This window comes from Deltaproteobacteria bacterium (assembly GCA_016875395.1).
GTDB lineage: Bacteria > Myxococcota_A > UBA9160 > UBA9160 > UBA6930 > VGRF01.
The window spans coordinates 13774-32729 of sequence record VGRF01000001.1 but is presented as its reverse complement, the minus strand read 5'-3'; the positions used below and the strand labels follow the sequence as shown (position 1 = coordinate 32729).

The 18956-nt window shown below is 70.8% G+C and carries 21 protein-coding genes; 7 read left to right on the top strand and 14 right to left on the bottom strand.

Going from position 1 to position 18956, the window contains the following annotated elements; translation table 11 throughout:
* The first annotated feature begins 14 nt into the window (after positions 1 to 14).
* The gene (locus FJ091_00165; GenBank protein ID MBM4381756.1) at positions 15 to 434 is read left to right on the top strand and encodes a hypothetical protein; all 420 of its coding nucleotides are present in this window, start codon (positions 15 to 17) and stop codon (positions 432 to 434) included.
* Positions 435 to 643: 209 nt separating this feature from the next.
* Here FJ091_00165 and FJ091_00160 read toward each other — a convergent pair whose 3' ends face one another.
* The 13 genes from FJ091_00160 to alr form a co-directional block, all read right to left on the bottom strand.
* Positions 644 to 1639 carry an N-acetyl-gamma-glutamyl-phosphate reductase gene (locus tag FJ091_00160; GenBank protein MBM4381755.1) on the bottom strand — a complete coding sequence of 332 codons (996 nt, stop codon included), beginning with the start codon at positions 1637 to 1639 and terminating at the stop codon, positions 644 to 646.
* An 11-nt stretch (positions 1640 to 1650) separates the two neighbouring features.
* Positions 1651 to 2481 carry an enoyl-CoA hydratase/isomerase family protein gene (locus tag FJ091_00155; GenBank protein ID MBM4381754.1) on the bottom strand — a complete coding sequence of 277 codons (831 nt, stop codon included), beginning with the start codon at positions 2479 to 2481 and terminating at the stop codon, positions 1651 to 1653.
* A gap of 103 nt (positions 2482 to 2584) precedes the next feature.
* The gene (gene rpmB / locus FJ091_00150; protein ID MBM4381753.1) at positions 2585 to 2866 is read right to left on the bottom strand and encodes a 50S ribosomal protein L28; all 282 of its coding nucleotides are present in this window, start codon (positions 2864 to 2866) and stop codon (positions 2585 to 2587) included.
* A 3-nt stretch (positions 2867 to 2869) separates the two neighbouring features.
* Positions 2870 to 3118, bottom strand: a complete 249-nt coding sequence (locus FJ091_00145; GenBank protein MBM4381752.1) for a type B 50S ribosomal protein L31 — start codon at positions 3116 to 3118, stop codon at positions 2870 to 2872.
* 5 nt (positions 3119 to 3123) lie between these two features.
* Complete coding sequence (gene rpsN / locus FJ091_00140) at positions 3124 to 3429, bottom strand: 30S ribosomal protein S14 (GenBank protein MBM4381751.1); 306 nt, start codon at positions 3427 to 3429, stop codon at positions 3124 to 3126.
* A gap of 160 nt (positions 3430 to 3589) precedes the next feature.
* Positions 3590 to 3799 (bottom strand): hypothetical protein, encoded by a 210-nt coding sequence (locus tag FJ091_00135; protein ID MBM4381750.1) that lies wholly within the window; start codon positions 3797 to 3799, stop codon positions 3590 to 3592.
* Between the two features lie 9 nt (positions 3800 to 3808).
* On the bottom strand, positions 3809 to 4126 hold the full coding sequence (locus FJ091_00130; GenBank protein ID MBM4381749.1) for a DUF721 domain-containing protein: 318 nt from the start codon (positions 4124 to 4126) through the stop codon (positions 3809 to 3811).
* On the bottom strand, positions 4123 to 5427 hold the full coding sequence (locus tag FJ091_00125; GenBank protein ID MBM4381748.1) for a DUF1015 domain-containing protein: 1305 nt from the start codon (positions 5425 to 5427) through the stop codon (positions 4123 to 4125). The genes FJ091_00130 and FJ091_00125 overlap by 4 nt, the downstream gene beginning before the upstream one ends.
* Positions 5420 to 6028, bottom strand: a complete 609-nt coding sequence (locus FJ091_00120; protein ID MBM4381747.1) for a threonylcarbamoyl-AMP synthase — start codon at positions 6026 to 6028, stop codon at positions 5420 to 5422. The genes FJ091_00125 and FJ091_00120 overlap by 8 nt, the downstream gene beginning before the upstream one ends.
* Positions 6025 to 7302 (bottom strand): phosphoribosylamine--glycine ligase, encoded by a 1278-nt coding sequence (gene purD, locus FJ091_00115; GenBank protein MBM4381746.1) that lies wholly within the window; start codon positions 7300 to 7302, stop codon positions 6025 to 6027. Before purD ends, FJ091_00120 begins: the two co-directional genes overlap by 4 nt.
* Positions 7303 to 7559: 257 nt before the next feature.
* Entirely contained in the window at positions 7560 to 8309 is a 750-nt protein-coding gene (locus FJ091_00110) for an ABC transporter ATP-binding protein (GenBank protein ID MBM4381745.1), read from the bottom strand.
* 51 nt (positions 8310 to 8360) lie between these two features.
* Complete coding sequence (locus tag FJ091_00105; GenBank protein MBM4381744.1) at positions 8361 to 8858, bottom strand: YcxB family protein; 498 nt, start codon at positions 8856 to 8858, stop codon at positions 8361 to 8363.
* A 7-nt stretch (positions 8859 to 8865) separates the two neighbouring features.
* A complete protein-coding gene (alr, locus tag FJ091_00100) occupies positions 8866 to 10017 on the bottom strand; it encodes an alanine racemase (protein ID MBM4381743.1) in 1152 nt (383 codons plus the stop codon).
* Positions 10018 to 10144: 127 nt separating this feature from the next.
* Here alr and thiS point away from each other — a divergent pair, with 127 nt between their 5' ends.
* The 3 genes from thiS (at position 10145) to FJ091_00085 (ending at position 11819) form a co-directional block, all read left to right on the top strand.
* Complete coding sequence (thiS, locus tag FJ091_00095) at positions 10145 to 10414, top strand: sulfur carrier protein ThiS (GenBank protein ID MBM4381742.1); 270 nt, start codon at positions 10145 to 10147, stop codon at positions 10412 to 10414.
* The gene (locus FJ091_00090; GenBank protein MBM4381741.1) at positions 10414 to 11187 is read left to right on the top strand and encodes a thiazole synthase; all 774 of its coding nucleotides are present in this window, start codon (positions 10414 to 10416) and stop codon (positions 11185 to 11187) included. The genes thiS and FJ091_00090 overlap by 1 nt, the downstream gene beginning before the upstream one ends.
* Positions 11188 to 11273: 86 nt before the next feature.
* The gene (locus FJ091_00085; GenBank protein ID MBM4381740.1) at positions 11274 to 11819 is read left to right on the top strand and encodes a thiamine phosphate synthase; all 546 of its coding nucleotides are present in this window, start codon (positions 11274 to 11276) and stop codon (positions 11817 to 11819) included.
* Positions 11820 to 11970: 151 nt separating this feature from the next.
* Here FJ091_00085 and galK read toward each other — a convergent pair whose 3' ends face one another.
* Complete coding sequence (galK, locus tag FJ091_00080; GenBank protein ID MBM4381739.1) at positions 11971 to 13146, bottom strand: galactokinase; 1176 nt, start codon at positions 13144 to 13146, stop codon at positions 11971 to 11973.
* A 26-nt stretch (positions 13147 to 13172) separates the two neighbouring features.
* Between galK and FJ091_00075 the strand changes: the two genes are divergently transcribed.
* The 3 genes from FJ091_00075 (at position 13173) to clpB (ending at position 18809) form a co-directional block, all read left to right on the top strand.
* Positions 13173 to 14483, top strand: a complete 1311-nt coding sequence (locus FJ091_00075) for a trypsin-like peptidase domain-containing protein (protein MBM4381738.1) — start codon at positions 13173 to 13175, stop codon at positions 14481 to 14483.
* A gap of 105 nt (positions 14484 to 14588) precedes the next feature.
* Entirely contained in the window at positions 14589 to 16124 is a 1536-nt protein-coding gene (locus tag FJ091_00070; GenBank protein MBM4381737.1) for a DegQ family serine endoprotease, read from the top strand.
* A 99-nt stretch (positions 16125 to 16223) separates the two neighbouring features.
* On the top strand, positions 16224 to 18809 hold the full coding sequence (gene clpB / locus FJ091_00065) for an ATP-dependent chaperone ClpB (protein ID MBM4381736.1): 2586 nt from the start codon (positions 16224 to 16226) through the stop codon (positions 18807 to 18809).
* The last annotated feature ends 147 nt before the right edge of the window (positions 18810 to 18956 follow it).

The window sequence follows — 18956 nt, the reverse complement described above, 5'->3', positions numbered from 1 at the left end:
GAAAGGAAAACGCGATGCCCCTCAAGTGGGACTCGTTCAAGGAAGGCGATGCCCTGCCGGTGCTGAAGAAGAAGCCCGGCGTGACGCAGCTCGTGAAGTACGCGGCGGGCGGCGGCGACTTCAATCCGCTGCACCACGACTACAACTTCCCGCAGTCGAAGGCGCTCGGCTCGATCATCGTGCACGGCCGCTTCAAGTACGCGGCGCTCGGCGAGCTCGTGTCGAACTGGCTCGATCACGGCGGCCGCATCCAGAAGATCAGCTGCCAGTACCGCGGCATGGACAAGCCGGACCTCGAGATGACGCTCGGCGGCACCGTGAAGCGCAAGTGGGAAGAAGGCGGGAAGAAGCTGGCCGAAGTCGAGCTGTTCGTGAAGAACGAGCAGGGCCAGAACACGACGCCGGGGAGTGCGATCGTCCGCCTCAACGGATGAGCCTCGCCCTAACAACGACGCCCCGGCGCCTGACAGCGCCGGGGCGTTCGTGTCCCCGGGGCCCTCACGTGCGGCTCGCGGGCCAGAACGACCTCGGTGTTCCCTAGCTGGATCTCCGCAACCGCCCACGCAAGCGAAGCGCGCAGCGGAGGCGGCGCTTTGGCCGCCGGAGCGGAGTAAACCAGGAGGGGCGCGAACCCGTCACGGGATCAAGGCCAAACCGGCAGGCCCTCGAGCCCCGAAACTTCGGGGATTCCGCACATCAGGTTCGCGTTTTGGATGGCCTGGCCCGCGGCGCCTTTGCCGAGGTTGTCGATCGCGCCCGTGGCGACGACGAGGCCGGTGCGCGCGTTGACCGCGTAGCTGACGAAGCACAGGTTCGTCGCGGTCGCCCAGCCGGTGTGCGGGCTGCGCCCGTCTTTCTCGACCTCGCGCACCTTCACGAACGGCTCGCTCGCGTAGAGCGCGCGCGCCGCCTCGCTGCACTGCGCCGCGGTGACTGCCGCGCGCGGGCGGGCGTAACAAGTCGCGAGGATGCCGCGCGACATCGGCACGAGGTGCGGCGTGAATGCGACGGTCGCGGCGCGGCCCGCGACCTGCGCGAGCGCCGACTCGATCTCCGGCACGTGGGCATGCGCGTGGAGGCCGTACGCGAACACATCCTCGTTCGTCTCGGCGTAGCCGAAGTCGCTCGCGCCGCCGCGGCCCGCGCCGGTGACGCCGCTCTTCGCGTCGATCACGATGCCTTGGCTCTCGACCAGGCCCGCGTGGAGCAGCGGCGCGAGCGCGAGCAGCGACGCCGCGGGGTAGCAGCCGGGGTTCGCGAGGCGCGTTGCGCCGCGAATCTTCGCGCGCTGGCCGGGCAGCTCGCTGAGGCCATACGTCCAGCCATCCACGAAGCGGTGATCGCCGCCGACGTCGACGACGCGCACGCGCGCATCGACGCGAGCGAGCGGCTCGCGCGACTTCCCCGTGGGCAGCGACGCGAACAGCACGTCCACGTTCGCGAGCGCCGCCGGATCGAACGCCTCGATCACGACCTCGCCCGTCGCCGAGCCCGCGAGCGCGGGGAAGCGCTGCGCGAGCTTCTGCCCCGCGCTGCTGTCGCCCGCGGCGTACGCGACGCGGAAGCGCGGGTGCGCGCCGCACAGCCGTAACAACTCGGTGCCGCCGTAGCCGCTGATCCCCGCAATGCCGACGCGGATGTCGCCCGCCACTACTTCTGCCTCTCGCGATAGTCGCCGAACTGCGCGTCGCGCTTGCTGAGCGCTTGACTCACGCCCTTCGCGAACTCCTTCAGATACTCGCGCGACGACTTCTGGTGGAACGCGAGCGCCTGGATCTCGGTGCCCGCCTTGATCGCGGCGCGCATGCCCATGATCTCCATCGCGCGGTGGATCGAGCGCTTGTTCAGCTGCTGCAGGTCGGGCGGAATCTTCGCGATGCGCTCCGCCAGGTCGAGCACCTTCGTCTCGAGCTCCTCGTTCTTGAAGCAGCGGTTCGCGAGGCCCATGCGCACGGCCTCGTGCCCGTCGACCGAGTCGCCCGTGAGCATCAGCTCCATCGCGTTGCGCATTCCGGCGAGCCAGGCGTGGAACTGGTTGTCGGGCGGACTCATCAGGCGCACCGGCGGGTAGCCGATCTTCGCGTCCTCGCTCACGTAACAGAGGTCGCACGCGCTCATCAGCTCGCTGCCGCCCGCGAGGCAGTAGCCGTGCACCTGCGCGATCACGGGCTTCGCGAGATCCCAGATCTTGAACGCGCCGTCGACGACGTGGCGCGGCCAGTTGCCGTCGCCGCCCGCGCTGAAGAACGGCTGATTCGCGCCGTTGTTACTGCCGAGGTCGTAGCCGGCGGAGAAGCACGAGCCCGCGCCGCGAATGATCGAGACGTGAACCTCGGGATCGCGGTCCGCGGCTTCCAGCGCCGCGAAGATCTCGCCGCGAATGCCGTTGTTCAGCGCGTTCCGCTTCTCCGGGCGGTTCAGCGTGATGCGCCGGATCTTCGGGCGCGGATCGTCGACGAGGATGAACTGGTACGTGCTCACTTCGGGCCTCCTGAAGAGCGGCGACGCTAGTTCAGCGCGTAGCGCGAAAACACGAACGGCCTCGGCGCTCACGCACCGAGGCCGCCCTCGAATCGGTGCGCAGCTATCGCAGCGCGCGCTGGATGTCGCGCTTCAGCGACAGCCCCTCCGGCGGCAGCTTCGTGTCGTCGGTGCCGAGCAGGAACGCGTCGAGGCCCCCCACCTTCGTGACGGTGCGCAGCGCGCGCGTCGAGACGCGCACGTGCACCTGGCGGCCGAGCGCGTCGCTCATCAGGTGAACGCGCTGCAGGTTCGGCTCGAACGTGCGCTTCGACTTGCGGTTCGAGTGCGAGACGTTCTGGCCCGACTGGACCTTCGACCCCGTGAGATGGCAGCGGCGCGGCATCGCTCAGCCCTTCTTCTTCGCGTAGCGCTTTTTGAAGCGGTCGACGCGGCCTTCCGTGTCGAGCGAGCGCTGCTGACCCGTCCAGAACGGGTGGCTCTCCGCAGAGATGTCGAGGTGCACGACCGGCACGTCGTTGCCGTCGATCTTGCGCTTCTCGCTCGACTTCAGGGTCGAGCGCGAGAGCCACTCGCGGCCGGTGGCGCTGTCGATGAACAGCACCGCGTGGTAGTCGGGGTGAATGCCTTCCTTCATGGCGGCTACCAGCTCGCCTTGCGTACGCCGGGCAGCTCACCGCGCAGCGCCATCTCGCGCAGCATGATGCGCGACACGCCGAACTTCCTGTACACGGCGTGCGAGCGGCCGGTGATGCGGCAGCGGCGCGACTGGCGCGTCTTGCACGAGTTGCGCGGCAGCTTCGCGAAGCCTTCCTGCGCCGCGAACTTCTCCTCGAGCGAGGCGTTCGGATCTTGCAGCTTGCTGCGCAGGTCGGCGCGCCGCGCCGCGTACTTCTTCATCATGCGCGCGCGCTTGTTGTCGCGCAGCGTCTGGGAAAGCTTGGCCATCGAGATCACTCCACTTGCGCCCGCGACCGGCGACCTGTTCGGGCTCGAACCGGGCGGCGCGAAGGCGCGGCACAGTAGGCGACACGTTTCGGGAAGGCTAGGCAGCGCCTGAAGTTTTCAGCGCGTGCCCCTCGGGGCCAGCCCTTCCCGCGCGACCGAGCTACCGGGCGATGCCCCGCCGCTCGCTGTCCTTCGCGGCCGAGCACTTCGGGCACGCGTATCGCTCTTTGTGCGGGGTCAGCAGGCGCTCGTAGTCGCGGTCGAGCGCGACGCGGCGGACGCTCGGGACGATCTGATTGCAGAAATCGCAGCGGATCCCGGCGTGTCCGACTGCGAGCGGCTCGTGCACTTCGTTCTCGGGCTTCGGCATGTGAACTCTTTAGCGGACTCGCGTGCGCAGGTCCGTCGGTGCGTCGCTTCCGAGCGCGCTCCGGAGGCCGGCCAGGATGATCGGCTTGCGCAGCGCCACCTGCTGCGCCCACACCGGGGTCGCGACCGTCAGCTCGAGCGTGCCGCCCTGCCAGTCCGTGGGCTCGCAGTGCTTCGCGATCTCCGGGCCGACCGCGCTCTCCCATACCTTCAGCAGGCGGAGGGCCGGCGCGTTCGGGTCATAGCCGAGCTCGGCGAGCACCCGGTCGATGCGGCGCCCGTCCACACGGGCGGGGTCCTTCGGAACCGGCGTCCTGCGGCGGCTCAACTTTCGTCCAGCGAGCGGAACAGGAGCCCGGTCGGCAGCTTCGGGTAGAAGAACGTCGACTTCTGCGGGAGCGTCGCGCCGGCGCCGGTCACGCGGAACACGTCGTCCGGCCGCAGCGGATTCAGGTAGAGCGCGACCGAGCCGCGGCCCGCGCGCACGTCCTTCGCCGCCTCCTGGATCGCCTTCGGGAACGCGACCGCGCCATCGCGGACCGCGGCTTCGTCGAGGCCGAAGAACCCGACCACGATCTCGCGGTGGAAGACCTCGATCGAGAGCTCGGCGCTCGCCGCTTTCCAGAACACGCGCAGTTGCCCCTTGCCGTCGTCCGCCGCGAACGCCGGCGCACCGGTGTGCTGTGCCAGTGCGTCGCGCAGTGCGGCCTCGACCTGCGCGGGCGAGCTCGCCGCCACGCTGCGGTGCTGCCAGCCCGCGCGCGCGAGCTCGCTCCAGCGCGCCTCGCTCGGCGCGGGCGCCTTCACGAGCAGCCGGTGAATCGGCAACAACAGCGAGCCCGCGGAGTACGCGTTCGCCAGGTACACGAAGATGGAATCAGCACTCGCGTCGCTGCCGCGTTCAACTTCGCTCGGCTTCGCCTCGCTGCGCGCTTCGCTTGCGGAGGCGCGGCGCTCGGCCTGATACGCGAGCCCCGTCTCGTAGCGATGATGGCCGTCGGCGATCACGAGCGGACGCGACGCGAGGAAGCGCTGCACCTCGGCGATCGCGTTCGCGTCGGTCACCGCCACGAGCTCTTGCGTCACGCCACCCGCATCGTGCGCGCGCTGCGGCTCGCTTGCGGCGAGCGCCTGCTCGAGCAGTGCGTCGAGCTTCCCGTCTTGATCCTCGTAGAGCAGGAACACCGCGGAGAGGTTCGTGCGCGACGCGCGCAGGATCTTCAGGCGATCCGCCTTCGGCCCCGCGAGCGTGCGCTCGTGGGGACGCACGATGCGCTTCGCGTAGTCCTCGAGCCGAAGCGCGCAGAAGAAGCCCGTGCGCGCGAGCGCGCGGCCGTCGGGCGCGCTGAAGCGCTGGCGGAGCGCGTAGAGCGCGGGCTGCGCGTCGAGCTTCAGCACGCCGTCGCGGCGCCACGCCGAGAGCGTGTGCGCGACTTCGGAGTAGTCCGTGCTCGCCTCCTGCGCGACTTCCTTGGTCAGCTCGAGGCGAATCGCGTTGTGCGGATCCTTCTCGTAGAAGCGCACGCGGTCTTCGGGCGTGACCACGTCGTAGACGGGCGCGAGCACGCGATCGAGCTCGACGCGCGCAGGGTCGTATCGCAGCGCCCGAAACGGGCGAATCTCAGCCACGCATTTCTCCTGATGACGCCGCTCCCAGAACGTGCGCCGGGATCGCACCTTCGCGCAGCACGCGCAGCCGCGCGCCGCTCGCGTCGACGACGCTGCTCGGCGTCGCGCCCGAGGCGTCTTCGCCCGCCACGAGTGCAACCTGCGCGTCGGCGCACGCCTCCGCGTCGGCGCGCGTCGCGCACGCGGCGTCGCCCGAGCGGTTGAAGCTCGTCGCCGTGATCACTCCCGCCTCGCGCGCGAGCGCGCGCGCGACGGGATGCGGCGAGCAGCGAAAGCCGACGCCGCCGTCCTCACTCGCGACGCCGCGCGCGAAGGCGTGCTCGCAGCGCACGACGAGCGTGAGCGGGCCCGGCCAGAACTTCGCGGCGAGCCTCGCCGCGAGTGGCGTCGTCTCCGCGCCGAGCGTCTCGAGCGCAGCGTAATCACTCACCAGCACCGACATCGGCTTCTCGGCGTCGCGCCCCTTCCAGGCGCGCAGCTTCCGCACCGCGGCTTCGTTGCGCGCGTCGGCCGCGAGGCCCCACACCGTCTCGGTCGGGTACGCGACGAGCTCGCCGCGGCGAATGCGCGCGGCGGCTTCGGCGAGGCTCAGCGTCGTCATCGCGCGAGTGCGCGTGCGCCGATGTCGCGGCGCATGTGCATGCCGTCGAACGCGATGCGATCGGCCGCCGCGTACGCGCGCTCGCGCGCCTCGGCGAAGCTCGCGCCGCGCGCGGTCACGCCGAGCACGCGCCCGCCGTTCGTCGCGAACGTGTCGCCCACGCGCTTCGAGCCGGCGTGAAACACGACGACGCCCGGCACCTGAGCGGCGGCGTCGAGGCCGCGAATCGCTTTGCCCTTCTCGAACTCGCGCGGGTAACCGCCCGACGCGAGCACGACGCACACCGCCGCGCCGTCGCCCCGCGCCACGAGCGAGTCGTCGAGCTGCCCGCGCGCCGCGCCGTCGAGCAGCGGCAAGAGGTCGTGCTCCATCTGCGCCATCAGGACCTGCGTCTCCGGGTCGCCGAAGCGGCAATTGAACTCGACGACCGAAGGCGCGCCGCTCGGGTCGATCATCAGGCCGACGTAGAGCACGCCGCTGAACGGATTGCCCTCGGCGCGCATGCCGCGCAGCGTGGGGTGCACGATCTCCTCGAGCACGCGCTTCTCGACGGCCTCCGTAACGAGTGGCGCCGGCGTGTACGTGCCCATGCCGCCCGTGTTCTCGCCGCGGTCGCCATCGAGCGCGCGCTTGTGATCCTGCGCGGGCGCGAACGGCACGACGCGCGTGCCGTCCGTAACGACCAAGTAGCTCGCCTCTTCGCCGGCGAGCACGTCCTCGATCACGACGCTCGCGCCCGCCGCGCCGAAGCGCTGCGCGCCCATCATCTCGTCGAGGGCCGCGAGCGCATCCGGCTCGCTCGCGCACACCGCGACGCCCTTCCCCGCCGCGAGCCCGTCTGCCTTCACCACGCACTTCCCGCCGCGCGCGCGCACTTCCCGCTGCGCGCTCGCGAGATCGCTGCAGCGCGCGAAGCGCGGATGCGGAATCCCGTGCCGCGCCATGAACTCGCGCGCAAACCCCTTGCTCGCCTCGAGCTGCGCCGCCTTCGCCGAAGGCCCGAACACCGCCAGCCCCGCCGCGCGCAGCGCATCCGCAACGCCGAGCGCGAGCGGATCCTCGGGCCCGATCACCACGAGCCCGACGCGCTCCGCCCGCGCCGCCTCGATCAGCCCCCGCGCATCCGTCGCCGCGACGCCCGGCAGGCACCTCGCGACGGTCGCGATCCCATCACTCCCCGGCGCCGCAACCACCGCCTCGACGCGCGGGCTCTGCGCGAGCTTCCAAGCGAGCGCGTGCTCACGCCCACCGCTTCCGACGACAAGAACCCGCATCGCGTCGCGCCCCGCTCCGAGAGAAGAACGAGCGCGCAAAGTACCGACTCGCTCTCGCGCGTGCCGCGCTGCACGCCCCGGCGAGATGCATTGCCGCATCAGCTAAGCGCCGGAACAACCTCGAAGTCGACCGCTACTCCCCAGCAAGTCGGCCGAGATTGCAAGCGAAGCGCGCAGCAAACCGCGGAGTCTTCGACGCGGTTTGCGAAGTCAACAAGAAAAGATCGGATCGCCCGCCCCGGACCAAGATGCGCGGACTAAGACAAAGGTCCGTAAGCACTCCCAGCCACAAACTGCCTCACCGCCGGATTCGAAGACGCCCGCACCTCCTCAGGCGTCCCAAAAGCAGCAATCCGCCGGTCGTGCATCATGGCGATCCGATCCCCGATCTTGAACGCGGCGGTGAGATCGTGCGTGATGCACAGCACCGTCACGCCGAGTCGCTCGCGCATCTGCAGGATCAGCTCGTTGATCGTGTCGGACATGATCGGGTCGAGGCCGGTCGTCGGCTCGTCGACGCACAGCAGCGTCGGCTTGTGCGCGATCGCGCGCGCGAGCGCGACGCGCTTGCGCATGCCGCCCGAGAGCTGCGCGGGATAGAGCGCCTCGACGTCGCGCAGGCCCACGAGCGCGAGGTTCTCGCGCACGCGCTGCGCGATCTCGTCCTCGGGGCGCCGCTGCACGTAGCGCAGCGCGAAGCCGACGTTCTCGCCCACCGTCATCGAGTCGAACAGCGCGCCGAACTGAAACAGCATCCCCACCCGCATCATCAGCTCGCTCTGCTCGCTGCGGCTGAGCGCGCTCACCTCGCGGCCGAACAGGCGCACCGAGCCGCGCTCGTAGCTTTCGAGCCCGAGCAGAATGCGCAGCAGCGTCGACTTGCCGCAGCCGCTGCCGCCGATCACGACGGTGATCTCGCCGGGCCGCAGGTCGAGCGACGCGCCTTCCAGGACGCTGCGCTCGCCGAACGCCTTCCACACGTCATGCAGCGATGCGTGGTACTCGATGCGCGTCGGCTTCTCGGGAGTGTGCGTGGCGGCGGTCAAAGCGCGCGCACCTTAGGCAGACCAGCGCGGCTCGCCCAGCTTGCTGCGCAGTCGGTCAAGCACAGCCGCCTCGTTCGAAACGAGCGCGCGAGACCGGATGACGGTCGCCTGCCCGCGCCCCATCCAGAGGTAGAGGGCTTGGCGATCCCGAGCCCAGCCCCTGTAGTACGACCACGGCAGCCGCGACGACACGCTCGCAGTCGAGAAGGCGAGCGCATCGTGGCCGAGCTCGAGGCGGTACCGCTCGCGCAAGTAGGGGATCCGTCGCTCCCACCAAACCGGCCAGACGAGCACGGAGGCGCACGCGATCGCCGCGTACCCCGCGCAAGCCGCGAGCAGTGCAACACGCCATTGGGCTGGGGCGAAGAGCGTAAGCGCGACCATCAGGACGGTGACCACCAGATCTCGTGCCACGGACAAGAACCGGAAACGGAATCTCCGGGTGAGGCGAACCCACTCGCCAGGCGCGTACTCAAACGCGAGGACGATGCCGTCGGCGTCGTCGGGCATGTGGGGCTCAGCTCCCCAGCACCCGCGTCACGCGCGCGCCGACGCGCACGAGCAGCTCGTACGGGATCGTGCCCGCGGCCTCGGCGACTTCTTCGACGCGCAGCGGGGCGCCGCCGCCGGCGGGCACGCCGAACACGCACACCGGGTCGCCGATCTCGACGGGCGAATTGCCGACGTCGAGGGTGATCAGGTCCATCGAGACGCGGCCCGCGATCGGCACGCGCTTCCCGCGCAGTAGCACTGCGCCGCGATTGCCGAGCGACCAGGGAATCCCGTCCGCGTAGCCGATCGGCAGCGTCGCGATGCGGCCCCGCTGCTTCGCGCGGAACGTGGCGCCGTAGCCGACGGGGTCGCCGCGGCGCACCCAGCGCAAGTTCGCGACGCGCGTGCGCACGCTCATCACCGGCTTCAGCTGCGCGGCGTCGGCGAGATGCGGCGCGGGCGCAACGCCGTACAGCATCAGGCCCGGGCGCACCGCGCTCACTTCCGCGGGCAGCGCCTCCGCGAGGGCGGGAGTCGCGACGAGCGCCGCCGAGTTCGCGACGTGCACTTGGCCCGGCGCGATCGCGCGCGAGCGCAGCGCGGCGAGCACTTCGCGGAACAGCGCGAGCTGGCGGTGCGTGGGCGCGAGGTCGGCCTCGTCGGCGCAGGCGAGGTGCGTGTAGACGCCATCGAGCCCGAAGCGCGGGTCGCGCGCGATCGACTCGATCATCGAGGGCGCGTCCTCGGGCGAGATGCCCATGCGCGCCATGCCCGTGTCGACCTCGACTTGGACGGCGATCGCGCGCGAGCGCTCGGCTGCGGCTTTGCGCAGCAGCGCGATGTGGCCCGCGTGCTGAACGACCGGCGTGAGCCCGAGCGCGACCGCTTCGTCGGCTTCGCCTGCGTCGTGCGCGCCGCCGAGCACGAGAATCGTGTGCGCGATGCCGGCGTCGCGCAGCTGCGCGGCCTCTTCCACCGTGGCGACCGCGAAGTGCTTGCAGCCCGAGGCCGCGAGCTTGCGCGCCACCGGCGCGGCGCCGTGCCCATACGCGTCCGCCTTCACCACCGCGATCAGCGCGCGCGAGCCGGCGAGCCGCTTCGCCTCGCTGAAGTTGTGCGCGAGCGCGTTCTCGTCGATGCATGCAACCGTCGGTCGGCCGGACTTCACGTCGCTCACTTCCTCACAGTCGCGCACGGGCTCGGTTTGCGGAACGGCCGCGCGGTTTTCGTCGGAGCGAGCGCGTCCACTCGTTTGACACCCCCCACGCGTCTGAATAGTGTCGGCTGCTCTCGGCGCGCACTGGATGGTTGCATGCGCGCCGCACTCGTTTCGTGAGCCCGCCGTGGAAGCCACCCATCGCACCGACGCCGCATTCTCCATCTCCGTGAATGGCGAGCCGCGGGAGATCGCCGCGGGCGCGACCCTCGTAGAGCTGGTCGCAGCGCTCGGGCTCACGGGGCGCAAGATCGCGATCGCCGTCAACCGCAACGTGGTGCCGCGCACGAAGTACGCCGCGCGCGCGCTCGCGGCGGGCGATCGCGTCGAGATTCTCGAAGCCGTAGGAGGCGGGTGATGTCGGAGACCTACAAGCTCGGTTCACACGAATTCCGCTCGCGCCTGATCGTGGGCAGCGGGAAGTACGCATCGCTCGAGACGCAGCTTGCGGCGACCGAGGCGAGCGGCGCGGAGATGATCACCGTCGCGCTGCGGCGCGTGGACCTGACGAAGCCGCGCGAGCAGAGCGTGCTCGGCGCGATCCCGAAGGGGCTCACGGTGCTCCCGAACACGGCCGGCTGTTACAACGTCGCCGACGCCGTCACGACCGCGCAGCTCGGGCGCGAGCTGTTCGGCCACGCGCTCGTGAAGCTCGAAGTGATCGGCGACGAGCGCACGCTGTTCCCCGATGTCGCCGCCACGATCGAAGCCGCGCGCATCCTCGTCGCGGACGGCTTCGAGGTGCTGCCGTACATCAGCGACGACCCCGTCGCGTGCCAGCGCCTCGCCGCGCTCGGCTGCGTCGCGGTGATGCCGCTCGCGGCGCCGATCGGCAGCGGCCTCGGCATCCGCAATCCCGCGAACCTGCGCATCATCCTCGAGACCGTGGAGGCGCCGGTCGTGGTCGACGCGGGCGTCGGCTGCGCGAGCGACGCCGCGGAGGCGATGGAGCTCGGCGCGACGGCGGTGCTGATGAACACCGCGATCGCGGGCGCAAAGGACGCAGTGAAGATGGCGCGCGCGATGAAGCTCGCCGTCGAGGCGGGCCGGCTCTCGTACGAAGCCGGACGCATCGCGCGGCGGCTCTACGCGAACGCGTCGAGCCCGCTGGACGGGATCGCGACGTTCTGAAGAACGAGCTCGCTCGCCACATCCTCTGCCTCGTCACCGACCGCAAGTCGGCGCGCGGCTCGATTCCGGAGATCGCCGCAGGGGCGGTGCGCGGCGGCGCCGACTGGGTGCAGGTGCGCGAGAAGGACCTCGACGGCGCGCCGCTGCTCGCGCTCGTGCGCGAGGTGATGGCGGCCGTGCGTGCGGCGAGCCCGAGCGCGCGCGTGCTGGTGAATCGCCGCGTCGACGTCGCGCTCGCGGCGCGCGCGGACGGCGCGCACCTCGGCTTCGACGCGCTGCCGCTCGCCGAGGCGCGCGCGCTGCTCGGCGCGGGCGCGCTGCTCGGCGCCTCGGCGCACAGCGCGGACGAAGTCGCCGCCGCGGCGCGCGCGGGCGCGAGCTACGCGCATCTCGCCCCGATCTTCGCGCCGTACTCGAAGCCCGCGTCGCGCGAGCCGCTCGGCTTCGCCGCGCTGCGTGAAGCCGCGCGCGCGGGCATCCCCGTGCTTGCGCAGGGCGGCATCGACGCGCGCCGCGCCGCCGAGTGCGTGCGCGCGGGGGCCGCGGGCGTCGCCGTGACCGGCGAGCTGTGCGCGGCGACGGACCCGGAACGCGCGGCGAGGGAACTGCGCGACGCGCTGGATCGCGGTTAAAGCGATTTGCGCCTGACTCGAACTTGCTCCGGCGCTCCAGATCGCGGGGATGCGCGCGAAGTTGCGAGCGAATCGCAAAGCTGGCGTCAGACGCCGGGTTAGCGATTTCTGGCTCGCCTCGCGGGATGCGCCGCCCGCGACACCGCCGCGCCTACACCGCGAACGCCCTCGCCCCCTCGCTCGCATGCACGGCCCACACGCGCGGCGCGCGCCCGAACGCGGCGGTGAAGCCGGCCTCGAGAGAGCGCGCCACGGCGGGCGCCGCTTCGCTCTCGACGAGGTGCAGCGTGCAGCCGCCGAAGCCGGCGCCGGTGAGGCGCGAGCCGTGGCAGCCGGGCGCGGCGTCGCCCAGCGCGCACAGCGCGTCGAGCTCGCGCGTCGAGACGGCGTAGTCGTCGCGCAGGCTCGCGTGGCTCGCGCGCATGAGTGCCCCGGCGGCGCCGAGATCGTGCGCCGCGAGCGCCTGAGCGAACGCGTCGACGCGCGCGTTCTCGCGGATCACGTGGCGCGCACGGCGCAGGAGCACCTCGGGCAGCACCCGCGCGAGTGCATGCAGCGAGTCCTCACCGAGATCGCGCAGCGCGCTCGCACTCGGCGCCGCGCTGCCCGCGCGCTTCGCGGCGGCGAGCGCAGCGGCGCACTCCGCGACGCGCTCGCGGTAGCCGCCGCGCGCGAGCTCGCGGTGCGCGCCCGAGTCCGCGACGAGCCACGTCGCGCCCGGCGGCAGCGCGATCTCCGTAACGTCTCGAGCGCGGCAATCGATGCGCAGCGCGCGATCGCGCGCGCCGAGCGCGCTCGCGAACTGATCGAGGATCCCGCAGCCGATGCCCGCGAAGTGGCTCTCGGCGCGGTGCGCGAGCTCGGCAGCTGCGCGCGGAGCGAGCGCGATGCCGGACACGCGCGCGAGCGCGTACGTGGCCGCGACGCCGAGCGCCGCCGAGGACGAGAGCCCCGCGCCGAGCGGCACGTCGCTCGCGATCGCGAGGTCCGCCCCGCGCACGCGATGCCCGGCTTCCGCGAGCGCGGCCGCCACGGCGCGCACGTAGTCGGCCCAATCGCCCGCGCGCGCGTGCTCGGCGAGTGCGAACTCGGTCTCGGCGGCGAGATCCGCCGACGCGACGCGCACGCGCGCGTCGTCGCGCGGCGCCGCGAGCACGACCGTGGCGCGATCGATCGCGCACGGCAGCACCAGGCCATCGTTGTAGTCGGTGTGCTCGCCGATCAGGTTCACGCGCCCGGGCGCGCGCGCTCCATGACTCGGTGCGCGGCCGAAGCGGCGCGAAAACTCGGCGGCGGCGCGGTCCTGCGTGTGGTCTTGTTCGGCCATTTCCCCGCGCCTAGGGTGCCCCGCCCATGAGCACACCCTCGCGCATGTGGGCCGCCGCCGCCTCGCTCGCTGTCCTTGCCGCAACGTCCGCGAGCGCTGACGACCCGTTCCTGCGCCGCACCGCCACCGTGCGCGTGGTGGAGAAGGTCGGCCCCGCGGTCGTCAACATCACCACGGAGCAGCAGCAGCGGCGCGTCGCGAATCCGTTCTTCGACCTGTTCTTCGAGCCGAGCATGCGGCGTCCCGTGCAGAGTCTCGGCTCGGGTGTGGTGATCGACGCGAAGGGACGCGTGCTCACGAACGAGCACGTGGTGCGCGGCGCCGAGACGATTCGCATCACGCTCGCCGACGGTCGCGAGCTGGGTGCGCGCCTCGTTGGCGGCGATCCGAACAACGATCTCGCGGTGCTTCAGCTCGACGAAGCGAAAGAGGTGCCGTGGGTGACGCCCGGAACCTCCGCGGGGCTTCTCGTCGGGGAGCCCGTGATCGCGATCGGGAACCCATTCGGTCTCTCGAACACGGTGACGACGGGCGTGCTGTCGGCCGTCGACCGCTCGCTGAAGACGGGCGACCGCACGTTCCACGGCTTCCTGCAGACCGACGCCTCGATCAATCCCGGAAACTCCGGCGGTCCGCTGATGAACGCCGAGGGCGAGCTGATCGGAATCAACACCGCGATCATCGAGGGCGCCGAAGGCATCGGCTTCGCGATCCCGATCGACGTGGCGAAACGCATCGTGCACGAGCTCGTCACCAAGGGATCGGTCGCGCCGGTCTGGCTCGGGATCGATCTGCAAGACCTCGAGCCCGCGATGCTCGAGCTGCTGAAGCTGCCCGCCGGGCAGCGCGGCGCGATCGTGAATCGCGTGCGCGCGGGCGGCCCGGGCGCGAAGGCGGGCGTTCTGCGCGGCGACGTGCTGATGAAGATCGACACGCTGCCGATCCGCGCGGCGCGCGAGCTGTACGAAGTGCTGGAGAGCAGCACCACGGGCCAGGTGCACGAGCTGCACCTGCTGCGCGCGGGCAAGCCGCTCACGCTGCGCGCGACCGCCACGGAGATCCCGGCCGCCGTCGTCGCCGACCTCGCGAACGAGCGGCTCGGCATGAAGCTCGTGCTGGAGCGCGGCGTCTACCGAGCCGCGGAAGTTCGCCCCGGTAGCGGGGCGGAGCAGATCGGGCTGCAAGCCGGCGACTTCATCCGCGCCATCGATGGCCAGGCGCTCAGCAACGAACAGTCCCTGCGTCGCGCCGTGCTGCGGCTCCAGGGCCGGGATCGCGCCTATCTCCGCGTGCAGCGCGGGCGCCGTCTCGCAGACGTGCTCTTGCCTCTCTCCTGATTGCGCCGAAGATGTCGCGCTCGCAGCGCGTCTGACGCGGAACCCGAGGCGGGCGCGCAGCGTCTAGGGAACACCCGGCGCGCGGGGTGAAGAGAGGGCAAGGGCATGCAGGCGAAGCGTTGGCTGCTTCCGATGGTGATCTCGCTGCCGGTGGCGGCGTTCGTGCTGGTTGCGACCGGCATCGTCGACGTGCGGATCGACCTGCGCGGGAACGTGGCCCAGGCCGCGGGCCTGCTCGAGAACGAGGCCGCTGCCAAGCCCAAACAGGCGTCGGCGCCGTTCTGGCGCGAGGGCGGCAGCCCTCCCCCGGCGCCCACCGCTGCGCCTCGCGGCGCGCCGATCACGTTCGCCGACCTGACGGAGCGCGTGGCGCCCGCCGTCGTGAGCATTCAGGCCGAGCGCACGATCACCGCCGACGAGCGACGCGGGCCGCGCAACCCGATCGAGGAGATGTTCGGCTTCCCCTTCGGCGGCGGCGTGCCGCGCGCGGGAGAAGGCAGCGGCTTCGTGATCTCCGCCGACGGCTTCGTCGTCACCAACAACCACGTCGTCGACAACTTCGACAAGATCGACGTGGTGTTCCTCGACGGCACGACCCTCCCGGCGAAAGTGATCGGCCGTGACCCGGCGACGGATGTGGCGCTGCTCAAGGTCGAGGCGAAGAAGTCGCTCACCTCGCTGCCCCTCGGCGACTCGGACAAGACGCGCATCGGCGACTGGGTCGTCGCGATCGGCAATCCGCTCGGCCTCGAGAACACCGTCACGGCCGGCATCGTGAGCGCGAAGCACCGCCGCACGCGCGCGCAGGAAGGCCCGCGCTACTCGGACTTCATCCAGACCGACGCCGCGATCAATCCCGGCAACTCCGGCGGGCCGCTCTTGAACCTCGCGGGCGAGGTGGTCGGCATCAACACGATGATCGCCAGCGACCGCAACATCGGCATCGGCTTCGCGATCCCGGTGAACATGGCCAAGCAGGTGCTGCCGCAGCTGCGCAACAAGGGCCGCGTCTCGCGCGGCAAGCTGGGCGTGACGATCCAGCCCGTCGACGCGGATGCGGCCGAGCTGTTGGGCCTGCCGGACGCGAGCGGAGCGCTCGTGAACGACGTCGAGGAAGGCAGCCCGGCAGAGCGCGCGGGTATCCGCCACGGCGACGTGATCGTCGAGTTCAACGGCAAGAAGATCAGAGACATGGACGAGCTGCCGCAGCTCGTCGCCGCGACGCCGCCGGGCCAGCGCTCGAAGGTGACGTTCGTGCGCAAGGGCAAGCGCATGAGCGCGGACATCGTGGTGAGCGCGCTGGCGCTCGACGACGAAGCTGAGCTCGGGCCTGGCGGAGACGAAGCCGAGCCGAGCGGCGAGTACGGGCTCTCGGTGCAGACCGTGACGCCACAGCTCGCGCAGGAGCTCGGGTTCGAAGCGGGCACGAAGGGCGTCGTCGTGACTCGCGTGCGTCCGGGCAGCCCCGCCGAGAAGGCGACGCTGCGCGCGCGCGATCTCATCCTCGAAGTGAACCAGGAGCCGGTTGCGACGAGCGCCGCGTTCCGCACGTCCGTGCTGAAGAACCCGAAGGGCGCGCTGCTGCTGGTGCGCCGCGGCCGGCAGGAAGTCTTCATCACGCTGAAGCGCGACACGCGCTGACGAGCGTCAGCGGAGCTCACGCGCCCTGCCAGCCGGCCAAATCCGCCCGTCAGCGCAAATCGAGCTTGTCAGCGCCGAGGTCGTCATTAGGCCTCGGGCATGCGTTTCGAAAAGCTCACGCTCAAGAGTCAAGAAGCCCTGAGTGAGGCGCAGAGCCTCGCCACCTCGCGCGGTCACTCGCAGATCACGCCTGCGCATCTGCTGCGCGCACTCGTCGCGCAGCCCGAAGGCAGCACGGTGCCGATCCTGCAGAAGATCGGCGTCGCGGTGGAGCGCGTGCAGAGCGACGCGGAGAAGCGCCTCGCGGCGCTGCCGAAGGTCACGGGCGGCTCGCAGCCGACCATCTCGCCCGCGCTCCAGCGCGCGCTCGACGGCGCCTTCAAGGAGGCCGACAAGCGCAAGGACGAGTACGTCTCGACCGAGCACTTGTTATTGGCGCTCGCGGACGACAAGAGCGACGACACCGCGAAGGCGCTGCGCGAAGCCGGCGCGACGCGCGCGGCGATCGAGCAAGCGCTCGAGAGCGTGCGCGGCAACGCGCGCATCACCGACCAAGATCCCGAGTCGAAGTATCAGGCGCTCGCGAAGTTCGGGCGCGATCTCACCGAGGCCGCGCGCACCGGAAAGCTCGATCCGGTGGTGGGCCGCGACGAGGAGATCCGCCGCGTGGTGCAGGTGCTCTCGCGCCGCACGAAGAACAACCCCGTGCTGATCGGCGAGCCCGGCGTGGGCAAGACCGCGATCGTCGAGGGCCTGGCGCGCCGGATCGTCGCGGGCGACGTGCCCGAGTCGCTGATGAACAAGCGCGTCATCTCGCTCGACATCGGCGCGCTGATCGCCGGCGCGAAGTACCGCGGCGAGTTCGAGGATCGCCTGAAGGCCGTGCTGCGCGAAGTCGCGGAGTCGCAGGGCGAGATCGTGCTGTTCATCGACGAGCTGCACACGATCGTCGGCGCGGGCGCGGCAGAAGGCGCCGCCGACGCCGCGAACATGCTGAAGCCCGCGCTCGCACGCGGCGAGCTGCGCTGCGTCGGCGCGACGACGCTCGACGAGTACCGCAAGAAGCTCGAGAAGGACGCCGCGCTCGAGCGCCGCTTCCAGCCCGTGCTCGTCGAAGAGCCGAGCGTCGAGGACACGATCTCGATTCTGCGCGGGCTCAAGGATCGCTACGAGACGCACCACGGCGTGCGCATCGCGGACGCCGCGCTGGTCGCCGCGGCGACGCTCTCGAATCGGTACATCACCGAGCGCTTCCTGCCCGACAAGGCGATCGATCTCGTGGACGAGGCCGCGAGCCGCGTGCGCGTGCAGATCGACTCGATGCCCGAGGAGCTTGATCAGATCGAGCGCAAGCGCACGCAGCTCGAGATCGAGCGCGAGGCGCTGAAGAAGGAGAGCGACGCCGCGAGCCGCGAACGGCTCTCGAAGATCGGCGGCGAGATCGCCGAGCTGCAGGGCGAGAGCGCGGCGCTGAAGGCGCGCTGGGACAACGAGAAGAGCGCGATCGCGCGCGTGCGCGAGATCAAGGAGAAGCGCGAGGCGCTCACCGCCGAGCTGGAGCGCGCGAGGCGCGCGAGCAACCTCGAGCGCGCGGCGGAGATCCAGTACGGGTTGTTACGGGAGCTCGAGAAGCAGCTCGATGCCGAGCAGGCGAAGCTCGCCGAGCTGCAGAAGCAAGGCTCGGTGCTGTCCGAGGAAGTGACGCCCGAGGAGATCGCCGAGATCGTCTCGAAGTGGACCGGCGTGCCGGTCGCGAAGATGGTCGAAGGTGAGCACGAGAAGCTGCTGCGCATGGAGGACAACCTGCGCCGCCGCGTGGTCGGCCAGGACGAGCCGCTTTCGCTGGTGGCCAATGCCGTGCGCCGGGCGCGGGCGGGGCTGCAGGATCCCAACCGCCCGATCGGCTCGTTCATCTTCCTCGGGCCCACGGGCGTGGGAAAGACCGAGACGGCGCGCGCGCTCGCCGAGTTCCTGTTCGACGACGAGCAGGCGATGGTGCGCATCGACATGAGCGAGTTCATGGAGAAGCACTCCGTGTCCCGCTTGATCGGCGCGCCTCCCGGCTACGTCGGCTACGACGAGGGCGGCTACCTGACGGAAGCCGTGCGCCGGCGCCCGTACAGCGTCGTGCTCTTCGACGAGATCGAGAAGGCGCACCCCGACGTGTTCAACGTGCTGCTGCAGATCCTCGACGACGGCCGCCTGACGGATGGCCAAGGGCGCACGGTCGACTTCAAGAACGTCGTCCTGATCATGACCTCGAACATCGGCAGCCAGTTCATCGTGGAGGCGAGCAGGCACGAGGAGATCGAGACGCGCGTGATGGAGGCGCTGCGCGCGCACTTCAAGCCGGAGTTCCTGAACCGCGTCGACGACGTCGTGATCTATCACCAGCTCGAGCGCAAGCATCTCGACCGCATCGTCGAGATTCAGCTCGCGCGCGTGCGCAAGATGCTCGCGGACCGGCGCATCGAGCTGGAGCTGACGGAGGAGGCGAAGCAGCTGCTCGCCGAGAAGGGATACGACCCGCACTACGGCGCGCGGCCGCTGAAGCGCGTGATCCAGCGGCTGGTGCAGGACCCGCTCGCGATGAAGATCCTCGAGGGCGAGTTCGCGGAGGGCGCGAAGATCGTGGCGGATGCGCGGCTCTCCGGGGAGGCGCTGGAGTTTCGGCGACCGAGCTAGCGAGTTGTTACGAGCGAGTTGGTTGCGTACGCGCCGTGGCGCCGAGGCCGCCGGCGGCTCCAGCGGCCCCAGGCCTGCGGCGGCCATCTGTTCCTCCTCGGCCTGGGGCCGCTCTCCGCCTCCGGCGGGCGCAGATCGAGGCCGTAG

Bases quoted from the DNA above. Each gene is read 5' to 3' on its own strand.
- thiS (MBM4381742.1), top strand. From the start codon at position 10,145: ATGGTTGCATGCGCGCCGCACTCGTTTCGTGAGCCCGCCGTGGAAGCC.
- FJ091_00145 (MBM4381752.1), bottom strand. From the start codon at position 3,118: ATGAAGGAAGGCATTCACCCCGACTACCACGCGGTGCTGTTCATCGAC.
- FJ091_00165 (MBM4381756.1), top strand. From the start codon at position 15: ATGCCCCTCAAGTGGGACTCGTTCAAGGAAGGCGATGCCCTGCCGGTG.
- FJ091_00075 (MBM4381738.1), top strand. From the start codon at position 13,173: ATGAGCACACCCTCGCGCATGTGGGCCGCCGCCGCCTCGCTCGCTGTC.
- FJ091_00070 (MBM4381737.1), top strand. From the start codon at position 14,589: ATGCAGGCGAAGCGTTGGCTGCTTCCGATGGTGATCTCGCTGCCGGTG.
- FJ091_00135 (MBM4381750.1), bottom strand. From the start codon at position 3,799: ATGCCGAAGCCCGAGAACGAAGTGCACGAGCCGCTCGCAGTCGGACAC.
- rpsN (MBM4381751.1), bottom strand. From the start codon at position 3,429: ATGGCCAAGCTTTCCCAGACGCTGCGCGACAACAAGCGCGCGCGCATG.
- rpmB (MBM4381753.1), bottom strand. From the start codon at position 2,866: ATGCCGCGCCGCTGCCATCTCACGGGGTCGAAGGTCCAGTCGGGCCAG.
- galK (MBM4381739.1), bottom strand. From the start codon at position 13,146: ATGGCCGAACAAGACCACACGCAGGACCGCGCCGCCGCCGAGTTTTCG.
- purD (MBM4381746.1), bottom strand. From the start codon at position 7,302: ATGCGGGTTCTTGTCGTCGGAAGCGGTGGGCGTGAGCACGCGCTCGCT.
- FJ091_00120 (MBM4381747.1), bottom strand. From the start codon at position 6,028: ATGACGACGCTGAGCCTCGCCGAAGCCGCCGCGCGCATTCGCCGCGGC.
- FJ091_00090 (MBM4381741.1), top strand. From the start codon at position 10,414: ATGTCGGAGACCTACAAGCTCGGTTCACACGAATTCCGCTCGCGCCTG.
- FJ091_00105 (MBM4381744.1), bottom strand. From the start codon at position 8,858: ATGCCCGACGACGCCGACGGCATCGTCCTCGCGTTTGAGTACGCGCCT.
- clpB (MBM4381736.1), top strand. From the start codon at position 16,224: ATGCGTTTCGAAAAGCTCACGCTCAAGAGTCAAGAAGCCCTGAGTGAG.